The following is a 26,747-nucleotide window of genomic DNA, read 5'->3' on the forward strand; positions in this document are numbered from 1 at the left end:
GCGCCGTCAAGTTGATGCGCGTCGCGCCCCATTTGAAACGCACACGCATGTTAGTGATTCGCGGGCCGCTGGGCACCGAAGCGGCATGTTCGGCTGAGAAGGTCAAAGATACGCTTGGCGTTGAAATGGTGCCCATCAGCGTCGAAGAAACGCTAAAAGAGCACGAGGCGGTCTCTCTGAAAGACGCGGAAGCCGAAGCGGAAAACTATTGGCTCAGCGAAGCGAAAAACATCGTTGAGCCGACCCGCCAGGAAATCATAAACGCATCGCGTTTCTATCTGGCGATTCAAAACATCATGCAACGCGAGAACGCGCAGGCTGTCACCAGTTCGAACTGTATGGGAGCCCCAGCAAAAGGTTGTTTTGCGTTCAGCAAACTGAACGACCTCGGCATGGTCGGAGCCTGCGAAGGCGATATTGATTCAACTCTTACTATGCTGATGTTTAACTACGGACTCGGAATACCGGGCTTTATCACTGATCCAGTGATTGATACCGCGAAGAATGCGTTGGTCCATTTCCATTGTACGTCTGCAACGAAAATGAACGGCCCGTCGAGTAAGCGGCTTCCGTTCACCATTCGCAACCAGAGCGACAGCGAACAAGGCGTCGCGCTGGATGTGGAAAACCGCCTAGGCCAGATGACCACCTGCGCCAAATTCATCAATTTAGACTCCATGCTGATTTCAACGGGACCAATCTTTGACGTGACCCATGACGAACTCGGCTGCCGCACCCAGTTTTGGGTGGAAGTGGATGACGCGCGCGGTATGTTTGAAAATTGGGGCGGGGGCGTTCTCGAAGGCGGAACCATGGCATTGCTCCACCGCGTGGTCTTTTACGGAGATCACCGCCAGAATGTGCGCGACTTAAGCCATTTGATGGGCTTCAAGGTGGTGGAAGAAGCATAGCAACTTGTATATCAGAAAGGAAATAAACAATGGCAATTGAATATCACGAGCCTGCGCAGGAACTCTCAAGCAAGACGCGCGACGTGCACCGGGCGCTGACCAGCCTTTGCGAAGAATTGGAAGCCGTTGATTGGTATAACCAACGGGTTGACGTGTGCACCGACGAAGAACTAAAAGCGGTGTTGGCGCATAACCGCGACGAAGAAATCGAACACGCGGCAATGACGCTTGAATGGCTGCGCCGCAACATGCCGCAATTTGATAAAGAATTAAAAGACTATTTGTTCAAAGACAAACCAATCGCAGATCACTAAAATCACTAGCAACATGTTGATTAACGATTTAAACAAGGGGCGAGTATTTTCGCCCCTTGTTTATTCTGATGGGTTTAATTTCGATGCTCAACCGCCTCCATTGGGATTCCGATTGTCAGTATTTAATGTAGTCTGCGCTGTTTGTTTTGGCGGCAAAGGTTCAAAAAACGCGACAAGCAAAAACGTAGCAATCGGGCCAAGCAACAATGAAATCAAAAACCAGTTTAACCCGCTTCTGCCTTTAGATTGCGCCAGCCCCGCGTTGATTAAAGAAAGCGTTCCCCAGCCGACAAAGTATTGCGAAGGATTTCCCATCGTTATTTCACCAGCGTGTAGTGTTTCATGGTTTCATAAAAATCCGCCATGATGCTTTTTTTGTCGAAATTCTCCCAAAGGATGATGGTGCGCTTGTTGTCGGGGCGGTCTTTCCATTTGCCGTCAACTAAGATCGGCGCCGGGATGGGTTTCGCGGTCGCCCAGGCGGGGTCCTTCACAATCGCGACCGCCGCCATGTCGAACAACGCGCGCGACGGCGGGTTGCCGTGCAGGTCAATATTGCTAAACAAGTCTACAGCATAGTCTCCAAACGAAGTGAATGATTCGCCGTGGCGTCCAACAACGGGTTCCGCTGCTTTGGGGCCTTTGCCCGGCATGATGGTTTTGATTTCGTCGAGCGTCGCCCGAACGGCGTCTGTACCGGAGGGAGTGCCGTAGCGCACCAGCGCAATTTCAAAGGGAACGTCGAAGTCGAGAATGTAATTGAGCGACGGCTCGTCGTTGACCTGATTGTATTCGCCCGGCTCCGGGTAATTCGACCCCAGCCAGACAATGCGTACCTTGTCGGCGATCTCGGGGGCTTTCATCAATGCGAGCGCAATGTTGGTGAGCTTGCCGACGGGGAGCAGCACCAGTTCCTCTTCGCCGCTGGCTTTGGCTTGTTCGATAATGAAATTGACCGCATCGCTGCCGTCGAAAGAGTCCTTGCCTACATTCTGCTTGATCTGTTCAAACTCGCCGTCGGCGCCCGAGTAGACTTTAATTTTGGGATGCAAGCCGCAAAGTTTGACGACGCGCTCGGCCTCGGCGAAATGGTTGGCGACAGGCCCGCCGTTTCTGGTTCGATTTACTGTGATCCCTTTAACATCGAACACGTCGCCGTTAAACAGCATGTACGCAATCGCGTGTTGATCGTCGAGTTCATTATTGGCGTCGGTGTCGAGAACCACGCGAATTTTTCCGGCGGCGAACGAACTAATGGTAAACGCTGTGCAAATTAAAAGTGAAAGAAAGAAAACTTTAACTGTTTGAACCATGTTTAACTCCTATTTCTCTTTTTTTGGCTTATCTCAACAAAAGATGAGATTGCTTCGGTCGCGTTGCTTCCTAGCAATGACACACTTAAGTTTATTCATACGGATTAAGCAATCACATCTAAGTCGGCCCAATTGACGGTCGAGAGACCGTATTCGTTTTTGTTTGCGTTATACATGGCGAGGCGCCCCATGATGCCCATGATGGTTGAGAGCCGCGCCTGTTCGATGCCGATGCGCGGTTTCTCGCCGTTGCGAATGTGCTGCCCAAAGGCTTCGAGTTCTTCGTAGGTGCCGTTTTCCCAATGGGAAACGCCTTCGGTGTATTGCTGCATCTCGCCCATTCCTGCGCGGGGATGCAATTTGCCCTCGGGGAGATTGATTCCGCCTTTTTGACCGAAGACCCACAATTGCTCGCCGGTGAAAGGCGCACAGCAATTCATCACATGAGTGTATGAAAAGATGGCGTTGTTGGCGAATTGAAACGTGATCGCTGCATGATTTTCGGAACGCGGGTCGGGATCATTGTCATGGCGAACAGTAACCGCGCCTGCGGCGCCGCATTGCACAGGCGGTTGGTAATCCATCGCCCACAACATCACGTCGGCGTGGTGGCAAGCTTGCGCCAGAAACCATCCGCCCGATTCGATTAGGTCGAGATAGCGTCCGCCCACATCGCCATCCCAATGCCATTTGCCTTGCATGAAAGTCACGTCGCCAATCGCGCCGGAGCGGATCAATTCCATGCCTTTGGTGAACGCGGGGACGTAATGGCGTTGGAAGCCGAATTGCAAAATGCCTTTGGCTTTACGCGCAACCCGGGTGAGTTGGTTGACCTTCTCAACGGTGGTGTCAACCGGCTTTTCGCAGAAGCAGTGCAGCCCCATGGAGAGCGCAGGAATTGCGCACTTGCCGTGGTTGCCTTCTTCGCTGGCGACCAGCACGGCGTCGAGGTCTTTCTCGCGGTCGAGCATGGTGCGCAGATTGGTGTAGGTTTTTACGTTGGGCCATTGGTCTTCACAGATGGCGGCGCCTTCTTTGGCGCGGTCTTCGACGAGGTCGCATGTCGCCGCGACCCGGTACCCTTTTATATTGGTGATTGCCTTCAGCAGCGTTTTGCCGCGCCCGCCCGTGCCGATCAAGCCAAGCACGATGTCTTCGTTTGCGCCAAGAACACGCGACGCTGATGCGGCGCTGATCGCTCCTACTGCTGAGGCTTTCAGAAAGTTTCGTCTGGTTTCAGAGGCCGTCATGTTTTTCTCCCCAATTCAATATGAATTGGTGGGCTGCTTCCAGCCCACCCTACCGCACTTGTATTTGTAGGGTGGGTTCTTAACCCACCGTTTTTAAACTTGCCAGTATTCCTAATTCTGTATTTTCCAATATCCGACCTTCTGCGTACAGGTGCGTTGAATGATGTGATACACAGAATCTTCGTTGAGTTGGATGGTCAACGGTTCGCCATTGGTTCCGCCCTGATACTCAACGCTCTTGTTGGTTGGGTAGCCGTTTTCGTCCAGCGCAGTGACTTGTAACTGGCTGCAATTCGACAACGATAATGAAACACTGGTTTGGTTTTTCTTGACACCGAACGGGAAGCCGCCGATGTCGGTGATGGTTCCTTCTTCATCCCCGGAGACGCGGAAGCCATAAGGCCGTTCCGCCGTCATGCTTTGAATTAGAATTTTTTCTGACGATTCAAGCGGCTTGCCGTCGAGTGAGATGGCGATGATGGAACCATAGTCATTCTGCGAATCAATCTTGATTTTGCTCAGTTGAACGCTTCCTGCGTTCGCTAAAAAACCGGTGCATCCTTGAGCAAGCGGCGAATCAATGGTGACTAGCCCGTCGCCGTAGTTCCACATTAATTCACCCGTCTGGCTTTGGACAGTTTTGTTTTCACGATCAATATAGGAAGATAGATTTACTTCTCTTGAATCCTCAGGGTTATCGCCGAAGGTACGCACGACCCGGCCAACGTAGAATGACAATGGATCAATGCCTTCGATCTGTCCTGACGTGGATTGCCCTGGTGGTACGTCGTTATTGCGGAACTCGTCGAGACTTTGCGCTTCGGCGCCGCCGTTGCCTTTCATGGCATACAGGTCGTCAAGTGAAAGAATCTGGTGGATGACGGGTTCCGCCGCTTGAACATCGCCGCGCCGATAGAGCAGGGCGTAAGCGGGGAAATTGCCGAGGATCACCGGAGAGGACAAAGCGAACTTGTTCATCGATGTGTCCCAAAACGCGCCGCCCAGCGCGAAGGTATAAATCGCGTCGACATCTTGCAATGCGCAGTAGGCAGAGGTTAAGAAAGCATAGTCGGCGCGATAGAGATTGGGATTAGTCCAACCGATTTCGCTGATGAGATGAGGGTAATTTTCGATTTGAATAAATTGAATCGGAAGCGATTCGGGCGTGAGCAACGCCGAATGGTTTTGAAACGTGTGTCCTGGATTGACGGCGTACGAACTGGTCCCGTCCGAACTGCTATGACCAGCATCAAAGTAGCCGTGTTTGTCGATCGCGTCCCCGGCCATGTAGGAGTAGCGCTCAAGAGCGCCGGTCATTGAGGCGTCCGCCGTATGCCAGTTGGTTGCGTAAACCATGTTTTTTGCGCCAAGGTCATTTTTGAAATAGGCCGTGGTTTTTTCAAAGAACCCGCGTTGTAATTCCGTCAGAAACTGCGTCTGGTCGCCGACGCGCTTCTTCTTGCCTGCGCCTGCTTGACGGACGGCGTCGGTGGTCATGTGCCAGGCTTCGTAAATGCCCATTCGCCCGGCGTCGAGGTTGTCGTCGGCTTCGCGCTGGTTGCTCCATGCCTGATAGGCTTTGTTGAGTGAGCCGTGCTTTTTAACCAGCCAGTCGCCAAACAGCAATTCCAATTGCTGCCAGTGAACGGACGGCACATTGGATTTTGTGAACGTCCAGAAGAACAAGTTGTCTTCGTTGAGAATTTCGACCAGCGCTACAGCGGGTTCGTTACCGAGCGTCTTGCCGCTGTATGGACTTTTGGTTGTGAGTAACTCACGCGCCCAGTTGTTGTATATCTCTTGCATCCGCTCTTGGAAAAATAGCAGCGCGAAGGGGCGTTTGTTATTGGTCGAATCATAGCCTTCGATCCCATACGACGGCTTGATATCAAACCACAGTGGAAAGTAAAAACTGATGGATGTATAAATGCCTTCGCGTTTGAGCGCTTCGATAAAATAAAACAAATCGTCAAGTTTTTTTTGATCTAGGTGATCGACGTTTTCGCTGTCAAACAGCGGGCTGTGATAACGCACCATATTCACGCCGCGCTTGGCGAGCGACTTCGCGAGGTAATCAATCGACTTGCGGTTTAACGCGGCGGTTCCACTCGAGCCATTCACCGCCCAGAAACGCACTTGAGTTCCATCACCCAAAACAAACTGGTCGCCCTGGCGTTTGACGAAACCGTTCACGCCCGCCTGCGTTTCATTGAGCGAACGCAAATCAAGCAGCGCTTCATCTGTGTAGGCGTCGATAGCGGGTTCCCAAGGGAAGTAACCCTCATCCGCCATGTTCGAGCGTTCATCCGGCCTGAGAGCGCCGCGTGGAATAAAAGGCAGCGGCGTTAAAAGAAAGCAATCAAAACAAGCAGTCAGGCTTTCGCCCGGGCCAGCCAGCAGGCGTAGTTCAAAAGTGGTTGTTCCTTTGGCGAGCGTCGATTCGCCTGCATATACCCAATTGACGCCTAAGTTTTGTTGAATGGAGACGCTGTCAGCCAAGGCGATGTCGCGTCCGACGGTTTGCCATTCGTCATCGCCGAAGCGCCAGCGGAAAGGGCCGTGCTTCCAGAATTTTCGCGCCCAGAAGTCATAGACGCCGTCTTCCGGGACAGTGACTTCATACTTTGCGAATGCTTCATCGCCGGTGCGGTTGCCTTCGTTGCAGAGCCAGGCGCGGTTGGATAGCAGATGGCGTTTGCCCTCGACGGCGCCGTTGCCAAACCAAGTATTGCTCGGAAAGTTAGTTTCCCGTGCGTCCTCGCCTTCCCACCAGACGTATGCCGTTTGGCCTTGAGCGTGGATTGATACGGATGTCGCGAGTAGCGCAATGATCAGAATGGGACGGAAAAACATAAAACCCTCATTAATTTACGAAGTGATTTGCCGTGCCACCAATATATCATAGGCTGGCGTAAAGATCAGGCCATTGGATAAGGCCAGGCTGAACGAGATTCATTTTGAATGGAAAGGCTCTTTTTAGCGTATATTAAAGTAAATACATGGCGCTCAAGTTGTTCTTGTAAGACAATATTCAATCGGTTAGAGTGGAACCATTGCGCTGTAAGAATCTCATTACATTCACGAGGCTTGGTATGACTTTGCGGTATCTCTTTCTTTTTTCGTTTACATTAGCTTGTGTCGTTCAAGTAAATGCCCAATCAATTTCGGAAGGCGAAGTTCCTTTGTATAAAGGAGCCTCTCCTCGCGTGTTTATGAAGCAATGGTTGATGACCGACCCGATTGAGACTGACCTGATCGGTAACGCGACCGAACAAGTGGGCAATGTACCACGCGACCGCAACCGCCGGGCGATGAAAGCGTTCGACTTCGATTTCTTGATCGGTAACGCGACCGAACAAGTGGGCAATGTACCACGCGACCGCAACCGCCGGGCGATGAAAGCGTTCGACTTCGATTTCTTGCAGGAGAATGGCGGCGAGTCTCAAATTCGGCCCACAGCTGGAATGAGCGTTTCCGGCGCGGGCGCTTCGTCTGAATGGCGGTTGCAAGAAACCAAATCTGACCGTATTAATTTTGATGATCTGTTCGGGCGGCAGGAATATGTAATCGTCTATGCGTTTGCGAAAGTCTTGGTCGATGAAGCAACGACAACCTATCTTGGCGTCGGCAGCGATGACCAATGTAAGTTATGGGTCAATGGAGAAATGGTTTATTCCCATCGCGACGGACGGCAAAATAGCGTGGACGATGATTATGTCAGCGTTGATTTAATCGAAGGCGAAAACACGCTGTTATTGAAGGTAATGAATCAAGAAATTGAGTGGGGAATGACTTGCCGTTTTCTTGATAAAAGCGATATCTCTGAATTTGATCTGATCGAAGCGCAACTCGAAAGCCTCCCGCAAGAATCATTTAACGAATTGGCGTTAATCGTTGGCGGAGTTGCATTGACAACGGTTGTCTTGCTAGTGTTGTTGTTATTTCTCGCGAAGAGCAGCTCCCGGTTTTAGAGTGTTTCTGTATTGTAATTTAAGTCGATTCAAGGAGCCGGTTGAATGAAGCGTCTATCTTATCCATTAGCGGTTTTTCTCGTTGCAGCATTCATGCTTTGTGCGGACGCCCAACAGGAGCGTTCGATTCAATACAAAAAAGAAACCCGCCTCATTTTTGACGCAATGGATGCGGGGAAACTCGACGCCGCCGTCGCAGAATTCAACCAATTTCTAAAAGAATATCCCAACGATTTAGAGTGTTATTTTGGATTGGCCGCTGCGTATTCATTGAAGGGCGATATACCCAAGGCGATGGAGAACGTCGATTTGGCGGTAGGGAACGGCTTGTCGTTCGGGCGCTTTCTTGCCGGGCCGCGCGAATGGTTTGCGAACTTGTATGAAAGCGAAGCCTATCAAAGCTACGCGCAAACGCATCACAACAAATATGACGACCTGCTGGTGCATGGCCCTCTGTTGGGTTGCGTCGATCATCAGTCGGCGAAATTCTGGGTGCGTACGATGGAACTCGCCGGTGCGACAGTAAACCTGAGCGAGACGCCCAACATGCAAACCGGGCTCAAAACCGCTTGGAGCGCGACCAAACCCGAAGATGATTTTACTGTTGTATTGAGCATTGACGGTTTGAAACCTAACACGCGTTATTATTACGAAATCTATATCAACGGCATTCAGAAGACGCCTGTGTATTCGTTCCGTACGTTTCTTGAACCAAACGCATCGGCGCAATTTTCGGTCGCGTTCGGCGGTGGAGCGGGCTTTACGCCTCCGTACGAATATATGTGGAACACCATCGCCGCGCATGATCCATTGGCGTTTTTATTCATGGGTGACAACGTCTATATCGACAACCCCACCAGCCCCAATGTGCAAAAGTATTGCTACTACCGCCGCCAGTCGCGGCCTGAATTTCGTAACTTCGTCGCACAGCGATCTAACTTCGCCATCTGGGACGACCATGATTTTGTTGATAACGATAAGTGGGGCGGGCCGGATACCTTTTCGCCGGAGTGGAAACTCCCCGTCTGGAACGTGTTTAAACAAAACTGGAATAATCCGTCCTACGGCGGCGGCGAGACTCAGCCCGGATGCTGGTTTTCCTATTCGATTGGCGATGTTGACTTCATCATGCTTGATGGACGCTACTATCGCGACGATCCCAAGACGCCGACGCCGTCGATGCTCGGGCCTGTCCAAAAAAAATGGCTGTTCGATACGCTCAAGCAGTGCAAAGGGACGTTTAAAGTAATCGCTTCGCCCGTGCCGTGGTCATACGGCGCCAAGCCGGGCAGCCGCGACCCGTGGCAAGGCTATAAAGAAGAGCGCGAAGAAATCTTTTCGTTTTTGGAAGCCAATAAAATTGACGGCGTGTTGCTCATTTCCGCCGACCGCCATCGTTCCGACTTATGGAAGATTGAGCGCGAGAATGGTTACGATTTGTATGAATTCGAGAGTTCAAAACTGACGAACATTCATACGCATGGTATTATGCCCGGGTCAATCTTCGGCTACAACGATACCTGTTCGTTTGCGCAGATGAACTTTGATACGACCAAAGATGACCCCACCGTCGCGATGGAAATATACAGCATCGACGATGAACTCATCCACAAAATGACGCTCAAAAAAAGCCAGATCAGTTATAAGTAATATTGGAGGCATATAATCTGTCTGTAGGGGCGCAACGCGCTGCACCCTGTATCATTTTGTGGGGAGGGCGAACCTCCTGGTGAGCCGCATATAAGCGATTGCGTATTGATTCTAAACGGCTCGTCGGGAGACTCGCCCTCCCTTCGAATGGAATTCCATCCAATTTCTTACCAATAAAACGCAGCCGTGTCTTGTTATCATAGTGAAGTGAAAAACGACGCCCATGACGCCCATCTGATTCAGCAGTACCTGAGCGGAGATTTCGCTTCATTCGAGGCGTTGTTCAGCCGCCACAACGATGTACTGTTCCGCTTTGTGGTTTCACTCGGCGGGCCGCTTGAACAGGCGGAAGACGTTGTTCAACGGAGTTGGATCCAAGCCGTCGAGCATTTGCATGAGTACGAAGACCGTGGACGCTTTCGCAGCTGGCTGTTTCGCATCGCGCATAGAATTTGGTTGAATGAAGTGTTCACTTGGTGGAGCCGAAATACGGCTTCAATGGACGGCGCCGACGGTCGTGACGGGCCGCCGTTAGACCACGCCGTTTGCCGCGAGACGCCGCGCAATATCGCTGAGAAAAATGAAGCCAGTGAGGCCTTTTATCAGGCGTTGAATGAGTTGTCGGATGAATTGAGACGCACCGTCTTATTGCGCATTGATGCAGAACTCACATTTCAAGAGATTGCCGACGAAATGCAATGCCCCCTGGGTACGGCGTTGTGGCGAATGAAAGAAGCGGAGAAACGACTGAAAGCGAAGTTGAGACATTCGGAATATGCCTAAACAACCGTTTGACGATTTGAAATTGTTGAGCGAACGTCGGCTCAGCCCTCCATTTTCGGAGGAGAGCAAAGGCGTGGTTTTCGACGCGGCCCGGCGCCGGGTTGCAAGGCCGGGTGCGTCCAAGCGCGGCTTGCTTTGGAAGGCGCTGGCAGCGGCGGCGTGTTTGGCGATTGCGCTTTTCTGGATGAATGAAGCAAAGACGCCTGGAACAGAGCCTATTACTTTTCCAGCACAACCGCTGGGAGTTGCTAAGCGCGATGTGAATGTGGAAGCCGACCTTTGGAAGGTGACATCGATTGAGTTCCCTGAAGTCGATGGCGTGTCGTATGGAGTTCCCGTCATCACTTACGAAATAACCAATGGATGAATCAAAACAGGAGATAGAGATGAATATCTTGAAAATAAATCAGTGTTTAATCGCAATTTTCATTATTATAAGTCCGATTTTTTCCGCCCAGTCTCAAGAGAAAAATTGGTATGATGCCTATTTTATTCCTGGATTGGTCAATGCTCGCTTGAATTATGAGACGGAGACAAAAAACTATAGCATCTGGCGTGAAGGCATAGAACTTAAGAATCCTGATGTTACTGAAGAACAGTTAAGCAAATGGAAAGCCGCGCAGGAAGATGAAGGAATTACCCGTTCTATCCGAATAATTAACGCTGATGAATCATATTTCTCTGAAGACATAATTGTCACATCAAAAGAGCTCAAGCAAAGTCCCACTTCTCATCCCGTCCTTTATAGCCGCCTCATTATTGATAAAGACAAAAGTGAGAAAACATACCAAATAATCATTCCGGGATTAGTTGAGAACAGCAATCCTATAAATTCTGTTACAGGCCAAATTTATTTTAAAATGCGTAAGTCATTGGCTATAAGAACAGCCTGCCTGCAACGTATGGATTTTTTTGTCCCAGTTAATGCTGTATTAAACAGCCGACAAAACGGCAATATCACTCAATTGTATGAAGGAAACTACAATTTAGTGTTTATCGAATATGAAACAGATGTCGCAACGGGTTTGCTATCAAGAGTCGTATTTTATAAAGACCCGAATGAGACACGATCGGAAGTTGACCGAAGGGATGTTCCAATCAATGAAATCGCTGCGTATATTGACTCAATGACGGTGTATGAATACCTCTACTCAGACTATATTCGGCATGAGCCGTCAGGGATTCCACTACCTAAACATATTGAAAAAAAGCGTTATTACCGTACGCGCATCGAAAACCGGTCTCCGGTTAAGTTAATCGATGATACGGTTGATACGCTCATATCATTTTATGCGAGAGACGCTGAGCCTGGAACGATGGGGAGACCTCCAGATGGAAAGCCTCCTCGACCATCTCCCGGAATGATGCCGGAACCGATAACAGAAACTCCTATGGATATACCAGCTGCTTTTGTTATTCCAACTCCGTCTAACTAACGCGACCTAACGGGATGCTATTTATAGCATCAAATTAAATTGTTATGGGCGGTGGTAACGCCGCTCATTTTTTTTACTGCAATCACTTCTTACGCGTTTCTTCCACAATAACATTCGACAGCAGCAGCAGCGCAATCAGGTTAGGCACGGCCATCAGCGCGTTCATGATGTCGGCGAAATCCCACACCAGTTGTAGTTTGGTGACCGCGCCGATCATGACCACGACGACCCACAAAATACGATAAGGCATAACAGCGCGAATGCCGCCGAGATACTCAACGCATTTCTCGCCGTAGTAGCCCCAGCCGAGTATGGTCGAGTAGGCAAAAAAGATCAGGCTGATCGAAACCAGCATCCCGCCCCATGTGCCGGGTAACCCTTGCGAAAACGCTTCGACGGTTAGCGACGCCGCTTCCATATCGCTGCTGCCTTCTTTGAACCACACGCCGCTGATGATAATCACCAGCCCGGTCATGGTGCAGACGATGATGGTGTCGAGAAAGGTTCCCGTCATCGAAACCAGCGCTTGTTGTTTGGGGTTGCGCGTCTTGGCGGCTGCGGCGGCGATGGGGGCGCTGCCCAGGCCGGATTCATTCGAGAACAGGCCTTTGCTAACGCCGGAGCGCAGGGTCTCGATCATAATTGCGCCGAGAAAACCGCCCGCTGCTGCGGTCGGATTAAAGGCGTGGTAGAACACAAGGCTCAACGCTTGTGGAATCTTATCAGCATTCAAAATCAATATGACAGTCGCGCCCGCCATATAGATGATCGCCATAAAGGGAACCAGCCAACCTGTGACGGTTCCGATGCGTTTGATGCCGCCGAGGATGACCAGTGCGGTGAAGATGCTGAGCAAGACGCCCGTTACCCAAACAGGGACGCTGAAAGTTGTGTTCAACGCATCCGCAACCGTATTCGCTTGCACCATGTTGCCAATACCAAACGCCGCGATTGAGCCAAACAAGGCGAAGATAATCCCCAGCCATTTGGCGCCGAGGCCGCGTTCGAGGGCGTACATCGGCCCGCCCACCATCTCGCCTTTTTCATCCACCACGCGGTATTTCACGGCGAGAATGGCTTCGCCATATTTGGTGGCCATGCCGAATAGCGCGGTGATCCAAATCCAAAATAATGAACCGGGGCCTCCGACTGCGATGGCGGCGGCGATTCCAGCAATGTTTCCTGTACCGATGGTCGCGGCGAGCGCGGTCATCAATGCTTTAAAGTGGGAGATGTCGCCTTCGGCGTCTTCGTCTGATTTTGAGAACGCGAGTTTGAGCGCGCCGGGCAACGCCCAAAACTGGATGCCGCCCAGCCGGATCGTCAAAAAGACGCCGGTGCCGATTAACAATATGATTAAGGGAAGTCCCCAAACATAGCCTTGAATGGTTTTGAGTATGACGCCGATATCCATGCACACTGCTCCTAAAATTTGATGGTATACCTAACCATTAATTGAGAAATCAAACAAGCGAAAAAGAATATTACTAGAATCCATCTCATAAATATCCGTGTCATCGCGAGGAGCCTGCCTGCCGCAGGCCGACGCGGATATCTAATATAACCGGGGAGGGCGAACCTCCTGGTGAGCCGCGATTGAATGAAAGTGTTTCAATACTACGCGGCTCGTCGGGAGACTCGCCCTCCCCTTGCTTCGGTCGTTCCACTCTCTCGCAATTGACATTTAAAGGATTATGAGATGGCTTCTATTCTCATTTTAATTGATCTATGAAATGATGGATGCAAGTATTTCATGTGAGGAAGAACGATGAACAAACAGAAAGTCACACGACGTACATTTGTTCAATCCAGCGCAGCGGCGGCGCTGAGCGCGTTGCCCGCGCCGTCCGTTATCGGCGCCGCTGAGCGTCCGCCCAATATCATTTTTGTTATTTGCGACCAGATGCGCGGTGACGCCATGCGCTGCGTCGGCAATCGAAATGCGCGTACGCCCAATCTCGACCGCATGGCGAAAGACGGCGTGTTGTTTTCGCGTGCGTTTTGCAACAACCCCGTTTGCGTCCCCTCGCGCATGGCGACTTTCGCCGGGCGATATCCTCACCAGACCGGGCGGCTCAGCAACCGCCCGTGGAAAGGCAAAGAGTTGGATATGCCGAATACGCTTGGTGGATACTTCTTAGATCGCGGTTACCGCTGCGGCTGGGTCGGTAAGAACCACACGTATGAGAAAAATGAACTCGAAAAGTTTGATACCTTCAGTCACCGCGCCCGCGAGCCGTTTCGCAAATACTCGCGATTCACGCCGCCCCATTGGCACAGCCACACGCTTTGGCCGGAAGACCAATGCCATCCGCGCAAGAACACCGACGAAGCAGTCGAGTTCATTAAGACGTCGTCAAAGAGCGAGCCGTTCTTTTTGCATGTCAGTTATTTTGATCCGCACCCGCCCTACATGGCGCCGGATGAATTCGTTAGCCGTTACGATTCGTCAAAATTAAACTTGCCCGAAACTGTTGCGCCGGGGCGTCTCAGCAAGCGTCTCGAAGACTTTGCTAACGGTTTCAATATGCACGAACTAAATGACGCTGATCTAATCGAGACGTTGAAATTCTATCACGCCGCCGTTGAATGGGGCGTTGACTATCAAGTCGGGCGGCTTCTTCAAACCATCAAGCAACAGGGAATCGAACAAGACACCGTAGTGGTATTTACCTCCGACCACGGCGACTTCATGTGCGACTACCGTTTGGTGCGCAAAGGCATCTTCTTATACGACGCTTTACTTCATGTCCCGCTGATTTGGTATGCACCGGGGCGCGTCTCGAAAGGAAAAAAAGCCAACGCTCTAGCGAATGGTATTGATATTTTCCCAACATTAGTTGATTTCTCCGGTGGAAAGCCAGCCGAATATTTGGAAGGGCGCTCTCTTCGCCCATTCATCAATGGCGAAAAGCCAAGCGATGACGACGCCATTTTCACCACTGGTGGTTATGGGCAAGTGCAGCCCGTGAACAATCCATCGAGCGACTTGAAAGACGAAGATGAAACCCCTGTTCATACCCGCGTGATGGAGCAGAGCATGGAGCCAACCTATGAAACCCGCATGGTTCGCACGCGAGATTTTAAGCTGATTCTCAACGAAGACGATCCGGCGGAACTCTATGATCTCAACGGCGGTGTGGGCGAGCGTGAAAACCTCATAGGCAAGTCGCAATTCGCACCCGAACGCCGTGCGCTCGAGAAGCGCACGGACCAATGGCGTACCCGAACGGGATAGCCGTTTATGCGAAGACGGTTAGCTAGTCACAAGGCGGCGCCAGTCGGTGAAAATTTCCAGCCCAGCGGCAAGTTTTTCCACCTTGATCCATCATGTCGCCAACATTTTTAAATGGATAAATAGAAGAGGCTTTCTTCTGTAATGCGCTGTAAATTCATAAGATATGAAGATTGCCCCCGATATCAGTTATCGCATGTGATGGGTTGGCACGCATGTTGTATATAGAGAGAGTGGGTGCTGTAAACGATTTGAAGGAGTGAGGAGTTTCGACAGGTAGTATGATCGAGTGAACTGTCGAGGCTACCGAGCAGCCTTCAGCCATAGAGGGTCGGTGTTGGCGGAGCCGATCTACGACCTTCTGAATGGGGAAGACCGGTGCAAGCGGAGCTTGACCGGTCTTTTTTTGTCTAGATTTATAACGGGGGAGGGCGAGGCTCCCGCCGAGCCGCGAATAAGCGTAATTAATTCGGGATTATTGGCTCACCAGGAGATTCGCTTTACCATTAATTAGTATTTACCCGGATTTTTTTTCTTTCAGCGCGGCGTCCATGAAGGCGTTTGGATTGCGCATGTGCATCTGGCATTCTTCCGAGGTTATCATGCCGCGTTGATAGAGTTTGATAAGCGAACTATCCAGCGTGGTCATGCCGTCTTTGGTACCGGTTTCTATGACGGAATACAACTGGTGCGACTTGCCTTCGCGAATCAGGTTTGCGCAGGAATGGGTATTGCGCAGCACTTCCGCCGCGAGCACCCGTCCGTCGCCGCTGGCTTTGGGCAACAAGCGCTGCGAGACCACCGCCAGTAAACTCAACGAAAGTTGTACGCGCACCTGTTGTTGTTGATGTTCAGGGAACACGTCGATGATACGGTCGATGGTTTGCACCGCGTCATTGGTATGCAGCGTTGCGAGAACCAGGTGGCCGGTTTCCGCTGCCGTTAGCGCGGCGGAAATGGTATCCCAATCGCGCAATTCGCCGATCTGAATAATGTCGGGGTCTTGGCGCAAGACATACTTCAATGCGTTGCGGAACGACTGCGTATCGCCGCCGACCTCGCGTTGATCGACGATGCTGTTCTTGTGATTGTGGATATATTCAATCGGGTCGTCGACGGTGATGATATGCGCGCGCTTATTAAGATTGATGAGGTCGATCATTGACGCCAGCGTGGTTGACTTGCCGTGCCCGGTCGGCCCCGTGACCAGAAACAGTCCATGCGAAGACATCGCCAAATCATACACGATCGGCGGAAGCCCCAGCGTTTTCAAACGGGGGATTTCGGTCGGAATCGGTCGGAACGCCGCCGCCGCGCAGCCTTTTTGCCAATAGCAATTGACGCGAAAGCGGTGCGTGCCGCCTAAGCCAAGCGACAAGTCGAGTTCTTTCTTTTCTTCATATTCCAAGCGTTGTTTTTCGTTCAATAATGAATAGATCAGCCGCTTGACCATGTCGGGCGTCAAGGTCGGATATTCTGTCGGGATCAGCTCGCCGTGCAGGCGGATCAACGGCGGCGTTCCCGCAGTCAACAGCAGGTCGGATGCGCCGCGTTCGTATGTGAGTTTAAACAGCTCCGCAATTTCCATGTATTTAATCCTCAGGTTTCGGCGTTGGCGTTGGCCTCGGCGCAGGCGTTGGGTCGTCTTGTCGTGGAAGAAAATCCATTGTGGTTTCAATCACGTCCGACCACAAACCAGCGCGGTTACGCGCCCGAACTTTCATATAGTAAGAAGTGTAGAACGCGGGCGGCTGAAAAGCGAATGTAATCTTTGGCTCTTTCGTCAGCACTTCTTCAGGAGGTTGATGGAGGCCGTGCGTTGTCCAGATATACGAATAGCCTTCAATGTCTGATTGTTCATCGACTGCCGAGTCCCATGACCACGACATTTTGTTGGATTGATGTTCACCGACCAAGTTCGATGGATCGCTGGGCGGGGTCGAATCGATCCTTGTTTCAGAAATATTTCGGTTACGCCAGAGGTGAACGCCGTCGAGCAACAGTTTGTATTTTGTATTCAGTTTGAGTGAATTGCTGGGGGTGGTGATGGCAAAGCGTTCAATGGAGCGGCGCTTCTCGGGTGATGTGAAAGCCTCATCCAAATCAATGACGCAATAGTGCCATTGGCTACGCTCGTCTCCTGTTCGCGACAGCGTATCGAGTTCGGCTTGAAATTCATCTGATGCAGCGGCGATGCGGACCGAGAAGCCCTTAGGCGCGTCGCTCCAGTAATAAAAATCCAAGTAGCGATAGTTTGACCAATCGAGCGTCGTCATTTCTTTGGTGAAACCAACGCCGATCAAATCGATGTCTCGCTGCTTCATGGATTCTTCACGCCATTCAAATTCAAACGTCCCGCAGGCGCGGCCTTCAATTGGGGCGTCAACGCCAAACGATTGGCTCAATAAAATGCCGGGAGCGGAACTCATCAGCAGCGCTTTCGTCATGTCGCTGAACTTGTCGAATGAGCAGAGCGCAACGTGGTCGCTCTCATGGTCGCAGGTGACGGCGGAGCGAAATTGAAAGCGCTGACCGTCTTTGCCCGAAAAGGGAACCGCGCGCGTATTCGCGGCAGAGGCGAGCGAGATGGTTTGCCATGCGCTAGCCGTTTCGTTGTTTTGTTCGCGATAAAAAATGGTGAAGATTGCATTTTCACACGTCGGGGTTTCGGAGCATTTCAGTTCAAAGTTCGGCGCGACCCATTCAGGAACAATAACGCTGGATGTTATCGGTTCCGTTCGCGCTGTCATTGGCAGAAGCACAATGCAGGTAATGAATAACACAATCATTCGTAACACAGATACGCTACCTCTTTCAATTAATTATCGTCTTCGGATGTTTGATAGAACGAAATCGAGTCCGTCCCGGTGAACATGCCTTGCGAGTTGAGTTTAAACTCTTCCGGGTTCGAACTCGCCAGCATGGCGTCGTCATAGGTAATTAAATCTTGTTTGTATAATTGCAAAAGAGATTGGTTGAAGGTTTGCATTCCAAACTCTTTGCCTTTCTGCATCACTTCGGGCAGGCTCCAGTGTTCGCCCTGGCGTAAGAGCTTTCTCACCAGCGGGGTTGCGCTCAAAATTTCCATCGCGGGAACGCGCCCCTCGCCGTTTGTACGCGGCAGCAGCCTCATCCCGACAATGCCTTCCAGCGACAGCGCCATTTCTTCGCGCACCTGCGCTTTCATGTGGTCGGGGAAATAATTGATGATGCGATCAAGGGTATGAACAACATCGGTTGTATGCAGTGTTGACAAAACCAAGTGTCCGGTTTCCGCCGCAGAGATAGCGGTCATCATCGTATCAGAGTCGCGCATCTCGCCGATCAGGATCACATCCGGGCTTTGCCGGACCACATGGCGCAAAGCGTCGTGAAAATTTTGGGTGTCGTAACCAATTTCGCGCTGATTGATGATCGATTGGTTGTCCTTATAGACAAACTCTATTGGGTCTTCGATGGTCATCACATGTTTTGAAAAATGTTGGTTGATATGAGAAATCATGGCGGCGAGTGTGGTCGATTTTCCGCTGCCGGTGGCGCCGGTGAGCAACACCAGCCCGCGCGGTAATTCAGAAAATTTTTGTATGACCGGCGGCAGACCCAAGGCTTCAAAACTGAGGTCTTCGTCTTGAATGCAACGCGCCGCCATGCCGATGTGTCCTTGTTGGCGAAATAAGTTAATGCGAAAGCGCTCGCCGGTGTCAATCGTATAAGCGAAATCCAAGTCGGGTTTATCTTTAAACAGGCGCGCCTGATGGTCGGTCATTAAGATATGGGCGGCTTTATCCATATCCTCGTCGCTGATCGGAGGCAAGTCAGATTTATTGATAGAACCATTGACCCGATAGCCGGGGGGGATGCCGACTTTGATGTAGAGGTCTGAGGCCGTCATGATTTTCATCTGGCGCAGAAGCGCAAAAATATCCATAGTTCCCCCTCGAAACGGAATGGTCTATATAAGAGTAACGAAAAAGCAAAAAAATGTCGGCAGGAACTGCATCAATCCTCAAAAAACATTATGGTTGCGTCGGCGCATCGCTTTGCGCGTCATCATTCAATATTTCAATTTTGCTTTTGGGATCTTTGACGATATAGTCTTCGCCGGAGACTGCATAGGGCGGTTTCAAGATCACTTTTGATTCGCCGCGCGCTTTGATGGCGATGCCGCCGTCGCCGCGCATCACGCCGCTAAAGGTCACGACCGAACCGTCGTCGGCTTCAATGCAGATGCCGTCTTCTTTTGCTACCACATGGCAATTTTCGAGCAACAATTCGCTATTGGAGCATTGAATGGCGCCTTCGATTTTCATGTTAGACACAGAACACTGTTTTGCGTCTTTGATCTTGATCGCGGGTTGGTTTCCCTTGGCGGAAATTTTGGTTTCGTTGGCGCCTTTGCCAAACAGCTTAATGGGCGCCTCGACCGAGAGCGACTCATCCATCACATAAGAGCCGTTCGCAAGCACGATGTTGATTGGGTCTCCAGACTGGTCTTGCTTGGCTTGGTCTAACAAGTCTTGCAGGGCGGGGGCTTCTTTGGGATTAATGATGGCGTAGCGGTCTTGCTGGAGTTTTTCCCGCTTGCGCCGAAGGTTAAGCCATCCAATTACAACCAATAAGCCAAGAATAAACTCAACCACCAAGACGATGGTGATTGATAACAATACATTGGGTTCAGATAACCAATCCATATACGCCTCCAACATCTACGCCCCTGCATTTAAGATAAAGCATACATCAATCACGGCTTCATTTCACGAAAACGCGAAATTAATTCGCGAACTACGCCAATCACGCGGACTGAAGTTTCATTTTTTCCCACTTGCACAGGACGCGACAACGGGCCGCCTTGCAACAAGATTTGCTCGCCTAAATCAAAATACTTGCGAATACAACGCCGGTCGCCCATTTGTACAACGACTAGGTCTTCGTTTTGCACGGGCGCATAGAGTTGATAGACGGCTTTGCAGCCTGGCCATACGCCGAGCGGGACATACGAATCCGACTGCACCAGACAGGCTTCATAGTCGCTCTCGCGGTCAAACCATTCCGACGGAAGCCCGATGCTTCCCAAATCTTCCTGGTCTTTGAAATCGTCTGATCCCACCTCAACAATTGACATCACCGGGACGCGGCGGATGCCGTCTTCGCTGCGTCCTTTCGGTGCGACGGTTTCATGCTCTTCGCCTTCGGGCGCTGAGAGCGCTTCGTCGATGTTGCGCCATGCTTCATGTGGAGCGATGACGTCCGGCAGAACCTGGTCTTCGGATTGTTCTTTGGCGCGGTCGATAATTTCTTTGAGTTTCTGAAAAAACTGCCCGGCTTCATTGGCGCGTTTTGAAAGTTCATTTCGGTTGCCGGAAGGATGTCGGCATAACAAACGCTCGTCCGGGGTGAGGATCAAGACGTCATATAAACCGCCCAAAAAGGTCAGCCACTCGTTGGGGCGGTCGCCAAGTTGTGACAACGCCCACGAACGAAGATCGTCATGCGATTGCAGCGTAACCGGGCCGTCGCCGCTGCGAAAACCGCGTGAGCGGTCTTGTAGAATCTCCAACGAGAATGTCAAATTGCGCGGAATGGCGTCAACCAATTCGTCGATCTCTTGCTGGACGCGATACGACACAGCTTTTTGCGGAACGCAGACTTTGTTGCCCGCCAATAGATAGCCGATTTTTCGGGTGGCTTTCACCAAACTTTGCAGTTCGCGTTCTTTCTCGGCGGCTGAAATAAATTGGCGGCGCTCATCGTGTTGAATTTGGAGAATTTCCGATAATTTTTCGACTAGAAGTGGTGGAGGAGGCGGTTTGAAGCCGCTTTCCATTTGAGCAATATAGGGAGAGGAGAGACCCAGGCGGTCGGCCATATCTTGTTGCGTCATCTTACGACGAAGTCGAAACACGCGAAGTTGTTCGCCGAAGGTTTTCAAAGCTGCCCGCTCCTTACTGTTCCCGGCTACAGTTAATATCTGTAGTTAGAAGAATCTCTTATCTCATTAAGTATAGTTACCTTTAATAAAATTTCTACTTAAAAAGATCATAGATGCCGAAAAAAGAGAAAAACTTCCTTGACAGATTTTACTTATTGATATTTACTTGTTTTAGTAACGGAATAACGTTTCGTTGCTAATAAATAAAATGTTACTACTTGGATGAGAAGTTTGGTAACGTTTTGTTTCTAAACCATTGAAACACAATTGATAGTAAGCACTATGGCTTACTATTCGCTCTCAACGCGTTCGAGGGAAAGGTGCGTCTTACAATACGTCACCCCTAAGGCGTTGACGGAAACTGCCCGTGCCCGTCATCAAGCCGCACCTTTTCCCTCTCTTTTTCCCTAAGAATTTTACCACAAAACTTCCTCGACTTTGATTTCGAAAACGTATCCCGGCGTATCAATTATTGTCAAACCGATTCAGGCATGGGTGCAACTCTGGGAGCGCCTGTGCATAAGGGCCTGAAAGCCCGCACTGAAGCGAGCAGCGTTGTACCCATGCCACATGCAATGAAATCTCCAATGTATAAAAAAGGTATCCAATGAACGGAAGAACCCCAAAACTTCAAAACAAGCCGAGCCTGCTGCGCATTCACCTTTGTTCTGCTGGTGGAATTTGCTACAACTATTTTCCAGATCAAAATGAATGAAAGCGAGAAAAATAGTGAAACGATTTTCAATGTGTATGTTGCTTGGTATTGCGGCGGCTTTGCTGCTGTCGGGCCATGTTCAAGCGCAGACGTTTGAAGCGAACTGGGATTCATTAGACTCACGCGAAATTCCCGGGTGGTATCCTGACGCAAAATTCGGCATCTTCATCCATTGGGGCGTCACGGCTGTTCCCGCCTGGGCGCCGCAGGGCGAGTATGCGGAATGGTATTGGAACCGCATGATGAAGCACGAAGGCGAGACATGGGATTTCCATGTGAAAAATTATGGACCGGGCTTCGCCTATCAGGATTTCGCGCCTGACTTCAAAGCGGAACTTTTTGAGCCTGACCACTGGGCGGAAATGTTCAAAAACGCAGGTGCGCAATATGTCGTGATGACCTCAAAACACCATGACGGGTTCTGCCTGTTCAAAAGCGAAGAAGCCAACCGCAGCTGGGGCCGCCCCTGGAACAGCGTTGATATCGGCCCCCGACGCGATTTGCTCGGCGACTTGGGTAAGAGCGTACGGTCCAAAGGGCTGAAAATGGGGTTCTATTATTCGCTCTATGAATGGTTCAATCCATTGTGGCAGACAGACAAAAGCGTGTTTATTGAAAAACACATGATTCCCCAATTCAAAGACGTGGTGACGCGCTACAAACCGTCGATCATTTTTTCAGACGGCGAGTGGGACTTGCCCAGCGAAGACTGGAAAAGCGAAGAACTGCTGGCGTGGTTGTTTAACGAATCGCCTGTGAAAGACGAAGTCGTCGTCAATGACCGCTGGGGCAAAGAAACCCGCCATCATCACGGCGACTATTACACCACCGAGTACGCCGCAGGTATGGCGGACGCCTCTCACCCCTGGGAAGAAAATCGCGGCATGGGGCATTCGTATGGTTACAACCGCAACGAAGACCTCGGGCAATACCGCACTGGACGCGAGTTTGTGTTGATGATAATCGACCTCGTCAGCCGCGGCGGTAACCTATTGCTGAACGTCGGCCCGACGGCGGACGGGCGCATCCCGGTCATCATGCAACAACGCCTGGCGGAAATCGGCGCCTGGATGGATGTCAACGGCGAAGCGATTTATGGAACGCGCCCCCGCGACGAACAACGCCAGTGGAGCGCAGGCGAAGTTCCAAAAGTTGAATACGGCGGCGAGTACATGGTGAAGTACGACATTAACGAAGTGACGGGCGACCGCAACGGCGATAGCGCTGTGATTGATGCGTTCTTCACAACAAAAGAAGACACGCTTTATGTGATTTCTCCGCGCTGGCCTGCGGAAATTTTTCGGGTAAAAAACGTCAAAACCTCAAAAGATACCAAGGTCACAATGCTGGGCGTCAAAGACGAATTGAAATGGGATTACGTCGCCGACGATATCGTGATCTATACGCCTGATTTCAAACCCGGCCAGGAGCCATGCGACTTTGCATACACGTTTAAGATCACGAATGTGGAGTATTAAAGATCAGAGTGGGGCATTTTCGACTCACCTTTTGAACTATCACATTGCTCGCGGTGGGTCGATAAGGCGCGACCCACCGAACCACTATTCATGGCTTTAATATTTGCAAGTCTTGAAGTATGTTCAGCGATTTTGTGCAAATAATTTAATGCATGACCAAGCGCAGCAAAAATCACAGCTTCAATTATTCCTGATGTAATCCAGATTATTGATGGAGTATAGGCAGTAATTTTCCATTCCATTCCAAAACCAGGATCTCCTGGCCAAAACGTCATCGCTAATATAAATCCTCCGATTAATGAAGCTGCAGATAGAACAAATAAAATGATTGAAATAACTGGGTAGGATGGAAGTTCTGAAGTATTATTTAGTTCGTAATTTTTATTTTGAGTGTTATCATATGAATGCTTTTCGACAGAATCCGTCTCGTTGTCCTTTGTCTTTTCAGAAGTGATTCTGGGTGTATTGTCAGATTCTGATGAGTAAATTGATGCAACAACAATCACGAGAACAACTACTAGAACTACAATCATGCCAAGAAATTCACTCATTTTTTAATCTCCTTCCATTTACTTTTTATCCTTTATTGCCTAGAAAAACTATAATGAATTACAGTTAAAATATCTACTTCTGCGCAGCGATTAACACCACGCCTTCTTGAATCTCGCGGCCTTCGGTTTGGCCGGGTGGCAAGGGCAAGGCCGAATGAAATGAGGGCAGCCCTTGATTTTACACAGTTCTATAGGGCGCAGCACGCTGCGCCCCTACCATTTCTCACTGCTTCGATGCGATCAATACCACGCCTTCTTGAATCTCGCGGCCTTCGGTTTGATAGATCGGTTTGAGAAATGTAAAGAAAAACTCTCGATTAAACGATTTGAACTTTTTGTGATGCTTGAACAGGAGCAGGAACAAACTGAATTTCTAATTTTTTATGAAGTGCGGCTGCAATCCGGTTTAGCATGGGTAGAGAGTGTCCTTCGTAATCTGCATCTTCTAACCGGGATATGACGGACTGTGTGGTTCCAACCAGTTTGGCAAGTTCCGTTTGAGTCAACCCCGCCTCTTGCCGCGCGTCATAGATCATTTTTCCGACCAATAAGTCTGTCCTGGCTTTTGCTACTCCCTCCTCAAATTCAGGATCGTTTCCATATTTATTGCGAATATAATCAAGAGCGTCTGTTCCTTTTGTTTGAGACATTTTTTTACTCTCCTTCTTCCCAGGAATGGGTTTCAGGTTTCATTTCATATCGTATTTTTCGTTCAATCGCTCTGTTTATTTCAGTGTCCGGCACTTTTCCCTCTTTCGTTATGCCATGGGATAAAACAACAATATTCTGTCCAAAGAAAAAATACAAAATCCTGTATTGAACACGCCTGAATGAAATGCGTAGTTCATAAATTCCGTCCCGCAAGAAATCTGCGTGAGGGCGACGCAGTTCGTGCCCAAATGCCTTCAATAGTTCGATCTGAGCGAAACACTTTTCTAAGGCTTTCTTATCTTGCCGATACACTTCTTCAAGCCAGTTAACCATTGGGGCGCATTTATTTTCTTTGTAGAAAATCACCTTGGTCTCAGGCATGATATAACTTTTTCTCACCATTTATTATATCGCAAAAATGCGATAAGAGGTGAAGAATATTTTTCTATTTGTTTAGAATATTTATCGCACTTCAAACTTTCTTACCTCTTCGATGCGATCAATACCACGCCTTCTTGAATCTCGCGGCCTTCGGTCTGGTAGCCGGGTTTGAGGATGCGGCAGATGGTTCCCGGTTCGACTTCATCGTTGGCTTCGTCGCCAGAGATGTGGACATACGTCGGATCAGGCCTTTGCCCAAAGACGGTGGTGCGCACGATGTTGGTTTTTTCCAAGGCCGGGTCAAGCAATTGCGCTGCTTGGTTTAACGGCTTGTGAATAAATAGAAAACTATTTTTCAGCGGTCCCAGGTTTCCTTCTTCTACTTTTTTTTCCATAAAACGCATGGTCTCATGAAAGAGGTCATACTGCGTAAGGATCGCCGCAAAGCGGTCTTCCCGAATGGAGACCGAATCGAGGCCGTTGTATTGAAATACCTGAAACTGAAGTTCTGCGCCGCCATAGGGAAAGCGGTTCAAGCGGCCCAAGCGGCCTGGTTGCGGGCCTGCTTCGCCTTCGATAATTTCCTGCGCCTTGGTTAAAAAGCGTTCGAGGTGGTCTTTGCAAAGTTTGATGGCTTCGCCGATGTCTCCGCCGATGGTGGCGCTGTAGCGGTCAAAGGCTTCTTTGGCGCGGATGAATGCGGGGTCCATTCCCCGCGAAGTTGGCGCGATGACATCGACTAAAATTCCCCAGCTGGCTGCGGGCGCATAGAGGTCTCTCGGAGTTGAGCCCATGATTGGTTTCCTTCACGAATAAGGGACTGATTTTGCTCGGCTGGAAGGCCGACGAAACAACCACTTACCATACCCCCAAACCGCCCCGTCAACAAGCGAAGCCGCCCCCAGCATTGCGTAGTACAGCAGTATCGGATCAAGCGGCATCCGGTAGCGTGTGCGGGCAAAATAAAGGATGCAGGCCAGCGAATATAACGCCAGCATGGAAAGCGGCAAGCCTTGTCGGAGGCCGATCATCCAGGCGTAGACGATGCCGGTCGCGGCAAGCAGGAGCAGCACCGGGTTCCAACGGAAAATTGGCAAAGAACTGGAACCGGGAAACACCAACCCGGGAACGACCGCGCCTCTGTGTTGAGTGGGGTATTCCGCCCACGGCCAAGGCGGCTCTTGAAGCACATAAAGGTAGTACATTTTTTGGACTGCTCTCGAGAAGAAACTCAACGGGTGTTCACTCAGCGACTGGAGGCCTGTTTTTAAAAAGAGACGGTCTTCAGTCACTTCATTGCTGTTGCCATGATCGGCGAGATATTTGCGGATGGTTTCTTTGTCGCCAGTGTGGTAATAGCTGTAGTTGATGTGCTGACCGATGTAAAAATTCACACCGGAGTTCGTCGTGATTAAAACCAGTGACCCCAGCAAAACAAAGTTACGAATTGTCCAGGGTAGAATCGGCGCTATCCAGGCGAACATCGGCGCCCACAGCCGGTGTCTCCATTTTTCTTGTGGAACTCCTGCCAGAGAACTAAATGCGACAATTGGAATGAAAAATAGCGAGATCGGGCGGACCAGCGCCAACCCGCCGAGCAACGCAGAAAATAAAATATAGAGCCAGTAGTTGTGATTGCGCTGCGCTAGCGTTCCAATCAAAATCCACATCAGCAATCCAAAGACATAAAGCGTTTCTGTCATGACCAGGCCGGTAAAAAAGATGTGTTCGCTCATAAACGCGAACATAAGCCCGATTAAAGCGGGGGCTGCGTGTGGGCGTTTTAAAATAGAGGGTAGGGGAAACTCGCGCATGGGTGTGAGCCATAACCGCGCAATGCTATACAACAACACGGGCGAAAGCGCCCCGAGCACAGCTTGTATGATGCGAAGCGGTTGCAGCGTACTCGCGAATAATAAACTGACCGCCGCAATAAACGTCGGGTAAAGCGGCGCCCGGTAGGCGATGCGGTCGGCGGATTGCCCCATCACCTCGCCTCTCAGAACTTTGAGGCCGCAGACGTAATAGTCTTCCATGTCAGAGAAGGGGGGCGGATGCACCACGCCCACCCAAAGCAGCCGCAAACAGAGCGCGATAATAAATAAGCCGAAACAGATTGCAATATCTGTCCGGTGTGTTTTTAGGCCGGAAAAAAATGCGGTTGGTTTCATTACGCCCA

At 50.3% G+C, this 26,747-nt stretch carries 24 protein-coding genes; 9 read left to right on the forward strand and 15 right to left on the reverse strand.

The features are described 5' to 3' along the window. Positions 1–911: hypothetical protein (locus P9L94_19750; protein ID MDP8246328.1), on the forward strand; the 911-nt coding region annotated here is incomplete at its 5' end. Positions 912–940: 29 nt separating this feature from the next. Beyond that, positions 941–1,225 (forward strand): ferritin-like domain-containing protein, encoded by a 285-nt coding sequence (locus tag P9L94_19755; GenBank protein MDP8246329.1) that lies wholly within the window; start codon positions 941–943, stop codon positions 1,223–1,225. 87 nt (positions 1,226–1,312) lie between these two features. Here the strand turns inward: P9L94_19755 and P9L94_19760 are convergent, their stop codons facing one another. The 4 genes from P9L94_19760 to P9L94_19775 form a co-directional block, all read right to left on the reverse strand. Then, complete coding sequence (locus P9L94_19760) at positions 1,313–1,540, reverse strand: hypothetical protein (GenBank protein ID MDP8246330.1); 228 nt, start codon at positions 1,538–1,540, stop codon at positions 1,313–1,315. A 2-nt stretch (positions 1,541–1,542) separates the two neighbouring features. Next, a complete protein-coding gene (locus P9L94_19765) occupies positions 1,543–2,538 on the reverse strand; it encodes a nucleoside hydrolase (protein ID MDP8246331.1) in 996 nt (331 codons plus the stop codon). 104 nt (positions 2,539–2,642) lie between these two features. Beyond that, positions 2,643–3,788, reverse strand: a complete 1,146-nt coding sequence (locus tag P9L94_19770) for a Gfo/Idh/MocA family oxidoreductase (GenBank protein MDP8246332.1) — start codon at positions 3,786–3,788, stop codon at positions 2,643–2,645. Positions 3,789–3,899: 111 nt separating this feature from the next. Further along, positions 3,900–6,641, reverse strand: a complete 2,742-nt coding sequence (locus P9L94_19775; protein MDP8246333.1) for a hypothetical protein — start codon at positions 6,639–6,641, stop codon at positions 3,900–3,902. A gap of 353 nt (positions 6,642–6,994) precedes the next feature. Here P9L94_19775 and P9L94_19780 point away from each other — a divergent pair, with 353 nt between their 5' ends. The 5 genes from P9L94_19780 (at position 6,995) to P9L94_19800 (ending at position 11,628) form a co-directional block, all read left to right on the forward strand. After that, positions 6,995–7,759: a hypothetical protein gene (locus tag P9L94_19780; protein MDP8246334.1), complete on the forward strand. Its 765-nt coding sequence runs from the start codon at positions 6,995–6,997 to the stop codon at positions 7,757–7,759. Between the two features lie 45 nt (positions 7,760–7,804). After that, positions 7,805–9,409 carry an alkaline phosphatase D family protein gene (locus P9L94_19785; protein MDP8246335.1) on the forward strand — a complete coding sequence of 535 codons (1,605 nt, stop codon included), beginning with the start codon at positions 7,805–7,807 and terminating at the stop codon, positions 9,407–9,409. 186 nt (positions 9,410–9,595) lie between these two features. Continuing rightward, positions 9,596–10,192 (forward strand): sigma-70 family RNA polymerase sigma factor, encoded by a 597-nt coding sequence (locus tag P9L94_19790; protein MDP8246336.1) that lies wholly within the window; start codon positions 9,596–9,598, stop codon positions 10,190–10,192. Beyond that, entirely contained in the window at positions 10,185–10,559 is a 375-nt protein-coding gene (locus P9L94_19795; GenBank protein ID MDP8246337.1) for a hypothetical protein, read from the forward strand. Before P9L94_19790 ends, P9L94_19795 begins: the two co-directional genes overlap by 8 nt. After that, positions 10,552–11,628, forward strand: coding sequence for a hypothetical protein (locus P9L94_19800; protein MDP8246338.1), 1,077 nt, complete (start codon positions 10,552–10,554; stop codon positions 11,626–11,628). Before P9L94_19795 ends, P9L94_19800 begins: the two co-directional genes overlap by 8 nt. 82 nt (positions 11,629–11,710) lie before the next feature. Here P9L94_19800 and P9L94_19805 read toward each other — a convergent pair whose 3' ends face one another. Beyond that, on the reverse strand, positions 11,711–13,042 hold the full coding sequence (locus P9L94_19805) for a sodium:alanine symporter family protein (protein ID MDP8246339.1): 1,332 nt from the start codon (positions 13,040–13,042) through the stop codon (positions 11,711–11,713). Between the two features lie 354 nt (positions 13,043–13,396). Between P9L94_19805 and P9L94_19810 the strand changes: the two genes are divergently transcribed. Beyond that, positions 13,397–14,866, forward strand: coding sequence for a sulfatase-like hydrolase/transferase (locus P9L94_19810; GenBank protein ID MDP8246340.1), 1,470 nt, complete (start codon positions 13,397–13,399; stop codon positions 14,864–14,866). A 514-nt stretch (positions 14,867–15,380) separates the two neighbouring features. Here the strand turns inward: P9L94_19810 and P9L94_19815 are convergent. From P9L94_19815 to P9L94_19835, 5 genes are all read right to left on the reverse strand, one after another. Further along, entirely contained in the window at positions 15,381–16,451 is a 1,071-nt protein-coding gene (locus tag P9L94_19815) for a type IV pilus twitching motility protein PilT (GenBank protein MDP8246341.1), read from the reverse strand. Between the two features lie 4 nt (positions 16,452–16,455). Next, positions 16,456–17,661 (reverse strand): fibronectin type III domain-containing protein, encoded by a 1,206-nt coding sequence (locus P9L94_19820; protein MDP8246342.1) that lies wholly within the window; start codon positions 17,659–17,661, stop codon positions 16,456–16,458. 20 nt (positions 17,662–17,681) lie between these two features. Next, positions 17,682–18,791 (reverse strand): PilT/PilU family type 4a pilus ATPase, encoded by a 1,110-nt coding sequence (locus P9L94_19825; protein ID MDP8246343.1) that lies wholly within the window; start codon positions 18,789–18,791, stop codon positions 17,682–17,684. Between the two features lie 88 nt (positions 18,792–18,879). After that, the gene (locus P9L94_19830) at positions 18,880–19,554 is read right to left on the reverse strand and encodes a hypothetical protein (protein MDP8246344.1); all 675 of its coding nucleotides are present in this window, start codon (positions 19,552–19,554) and stop codon (positions 18,880–18,882) included. A gap of 50 nt (positions 19,555–19,604) precedes the next feature. Next, positions 19,605–20,792 (reverse strand): helix-turn-helix transcriptional regulator, encoded by a 1,188-nt coding sequence (locus P9L94_19835; GenBank protein ID MDP8246345.1) that lies wholly within the window; start codon positions 20,790–20,792, stop codon positions 19,605–19,607. A 729-nt stretch (positions 20,793–21,521) separates the two neighbouring features. Here P9L94_19835 and P9L94_19840 point away from each other — a divergent pair. After that, positions 21,522–22,985, forward strand: coding sequence for an alpha-L-fucosidase (locus tag P9L94_19840; protein MDP8246346.1), 1,464 nt, complete (start codon positions 21,522–21,524; stop codon positions 22,983–22,985). Here P9L94_19840 and P9L94_19845 read toward each other — a convergent pair. The 5 genes from P9L94_19845 to P9L94_19865 all read right to left on the reverse strand — a co-directional run bounded on the left by P9L94_19845 (position 22,982) and on the right by P9L94_19865 (position 26,739). Continuing rightward, complete coding sequence (locus P9L94_19845) at positions 22,982–23,536, reverse strand: hypothetical protein (GenBank protein ID MDP8246347.1); 555 nt, start codon at positions 23,534–23,536, stop codon at positions 22,982–22,984. The genes P9L94_19840 and P9L94_19845 overlap by 4 nt on opposite strands. A 317-nt stretch (positions 23,537–23,853) precedes the next feature. Continuing rightward, positions 23,854–24,186, reverse strand: a complete 333-nt coding sequence (locus P9L94_19850) for a helix-turn-helix transcriptional regulator (GenBank protein ID MDP8246348.1) — start codon at positions 24,184–24,186, stop codon at positions 23,854–23,856. 4 nt (positions 24,187–24,190) lie between these two features. Continuing rightward, positions 24,191–24,568, reverse strand: coding sequence for a type II toxin-antitoxin system RelE/ParE family toxin (locus P9L94_19855; GenBank protein MDP8246349.1), 378 nt, complete (start codon positions 24,566–24,568; stop codon positions 24,191–24,193). A 101-nt stretch (positions 24,569–24,669) separates the two neighbouring features. Further along, on the reverse strand, positions 24,670–25,362 hold the full coding sequence (gene grpE, locus P9L94_19860; protein MDP8246350.1) for a nucleotide exchange factor GrpE: 693 nt from the start codon (positions 25,360–25,362) through the stop codon (positions 24,670–24,672). A gap of 12 nt (positions 25,363–25,374) precedes the next feature. Beyond that, positions 25,375–26,739 (reverse strand): hypothetical protein, encoded by a 1,365-nt coding sequence (locus tag P9L94_19865; GenBank protein ID MDP8246351.1) that lies wholly within the window; start codon positions 26,737–26,739, stop codon positions 25,375–25,377. Positions 26,740–26,747: the final 8 nt, after the last annotated feature.

The sequence above is a fragment of the Candidatus Hinthialibacter antarcticus genome (genome assembly GCA_030765645.1).
Taxonomy (GTDB): domain Bacteria; phylum Hinthialibacterota; class Hinthialibacteria; order Hinthialibacterales; family Hinthialibacteraceae; genus Hinthialibacter; species Hinthialibacter antarcticus.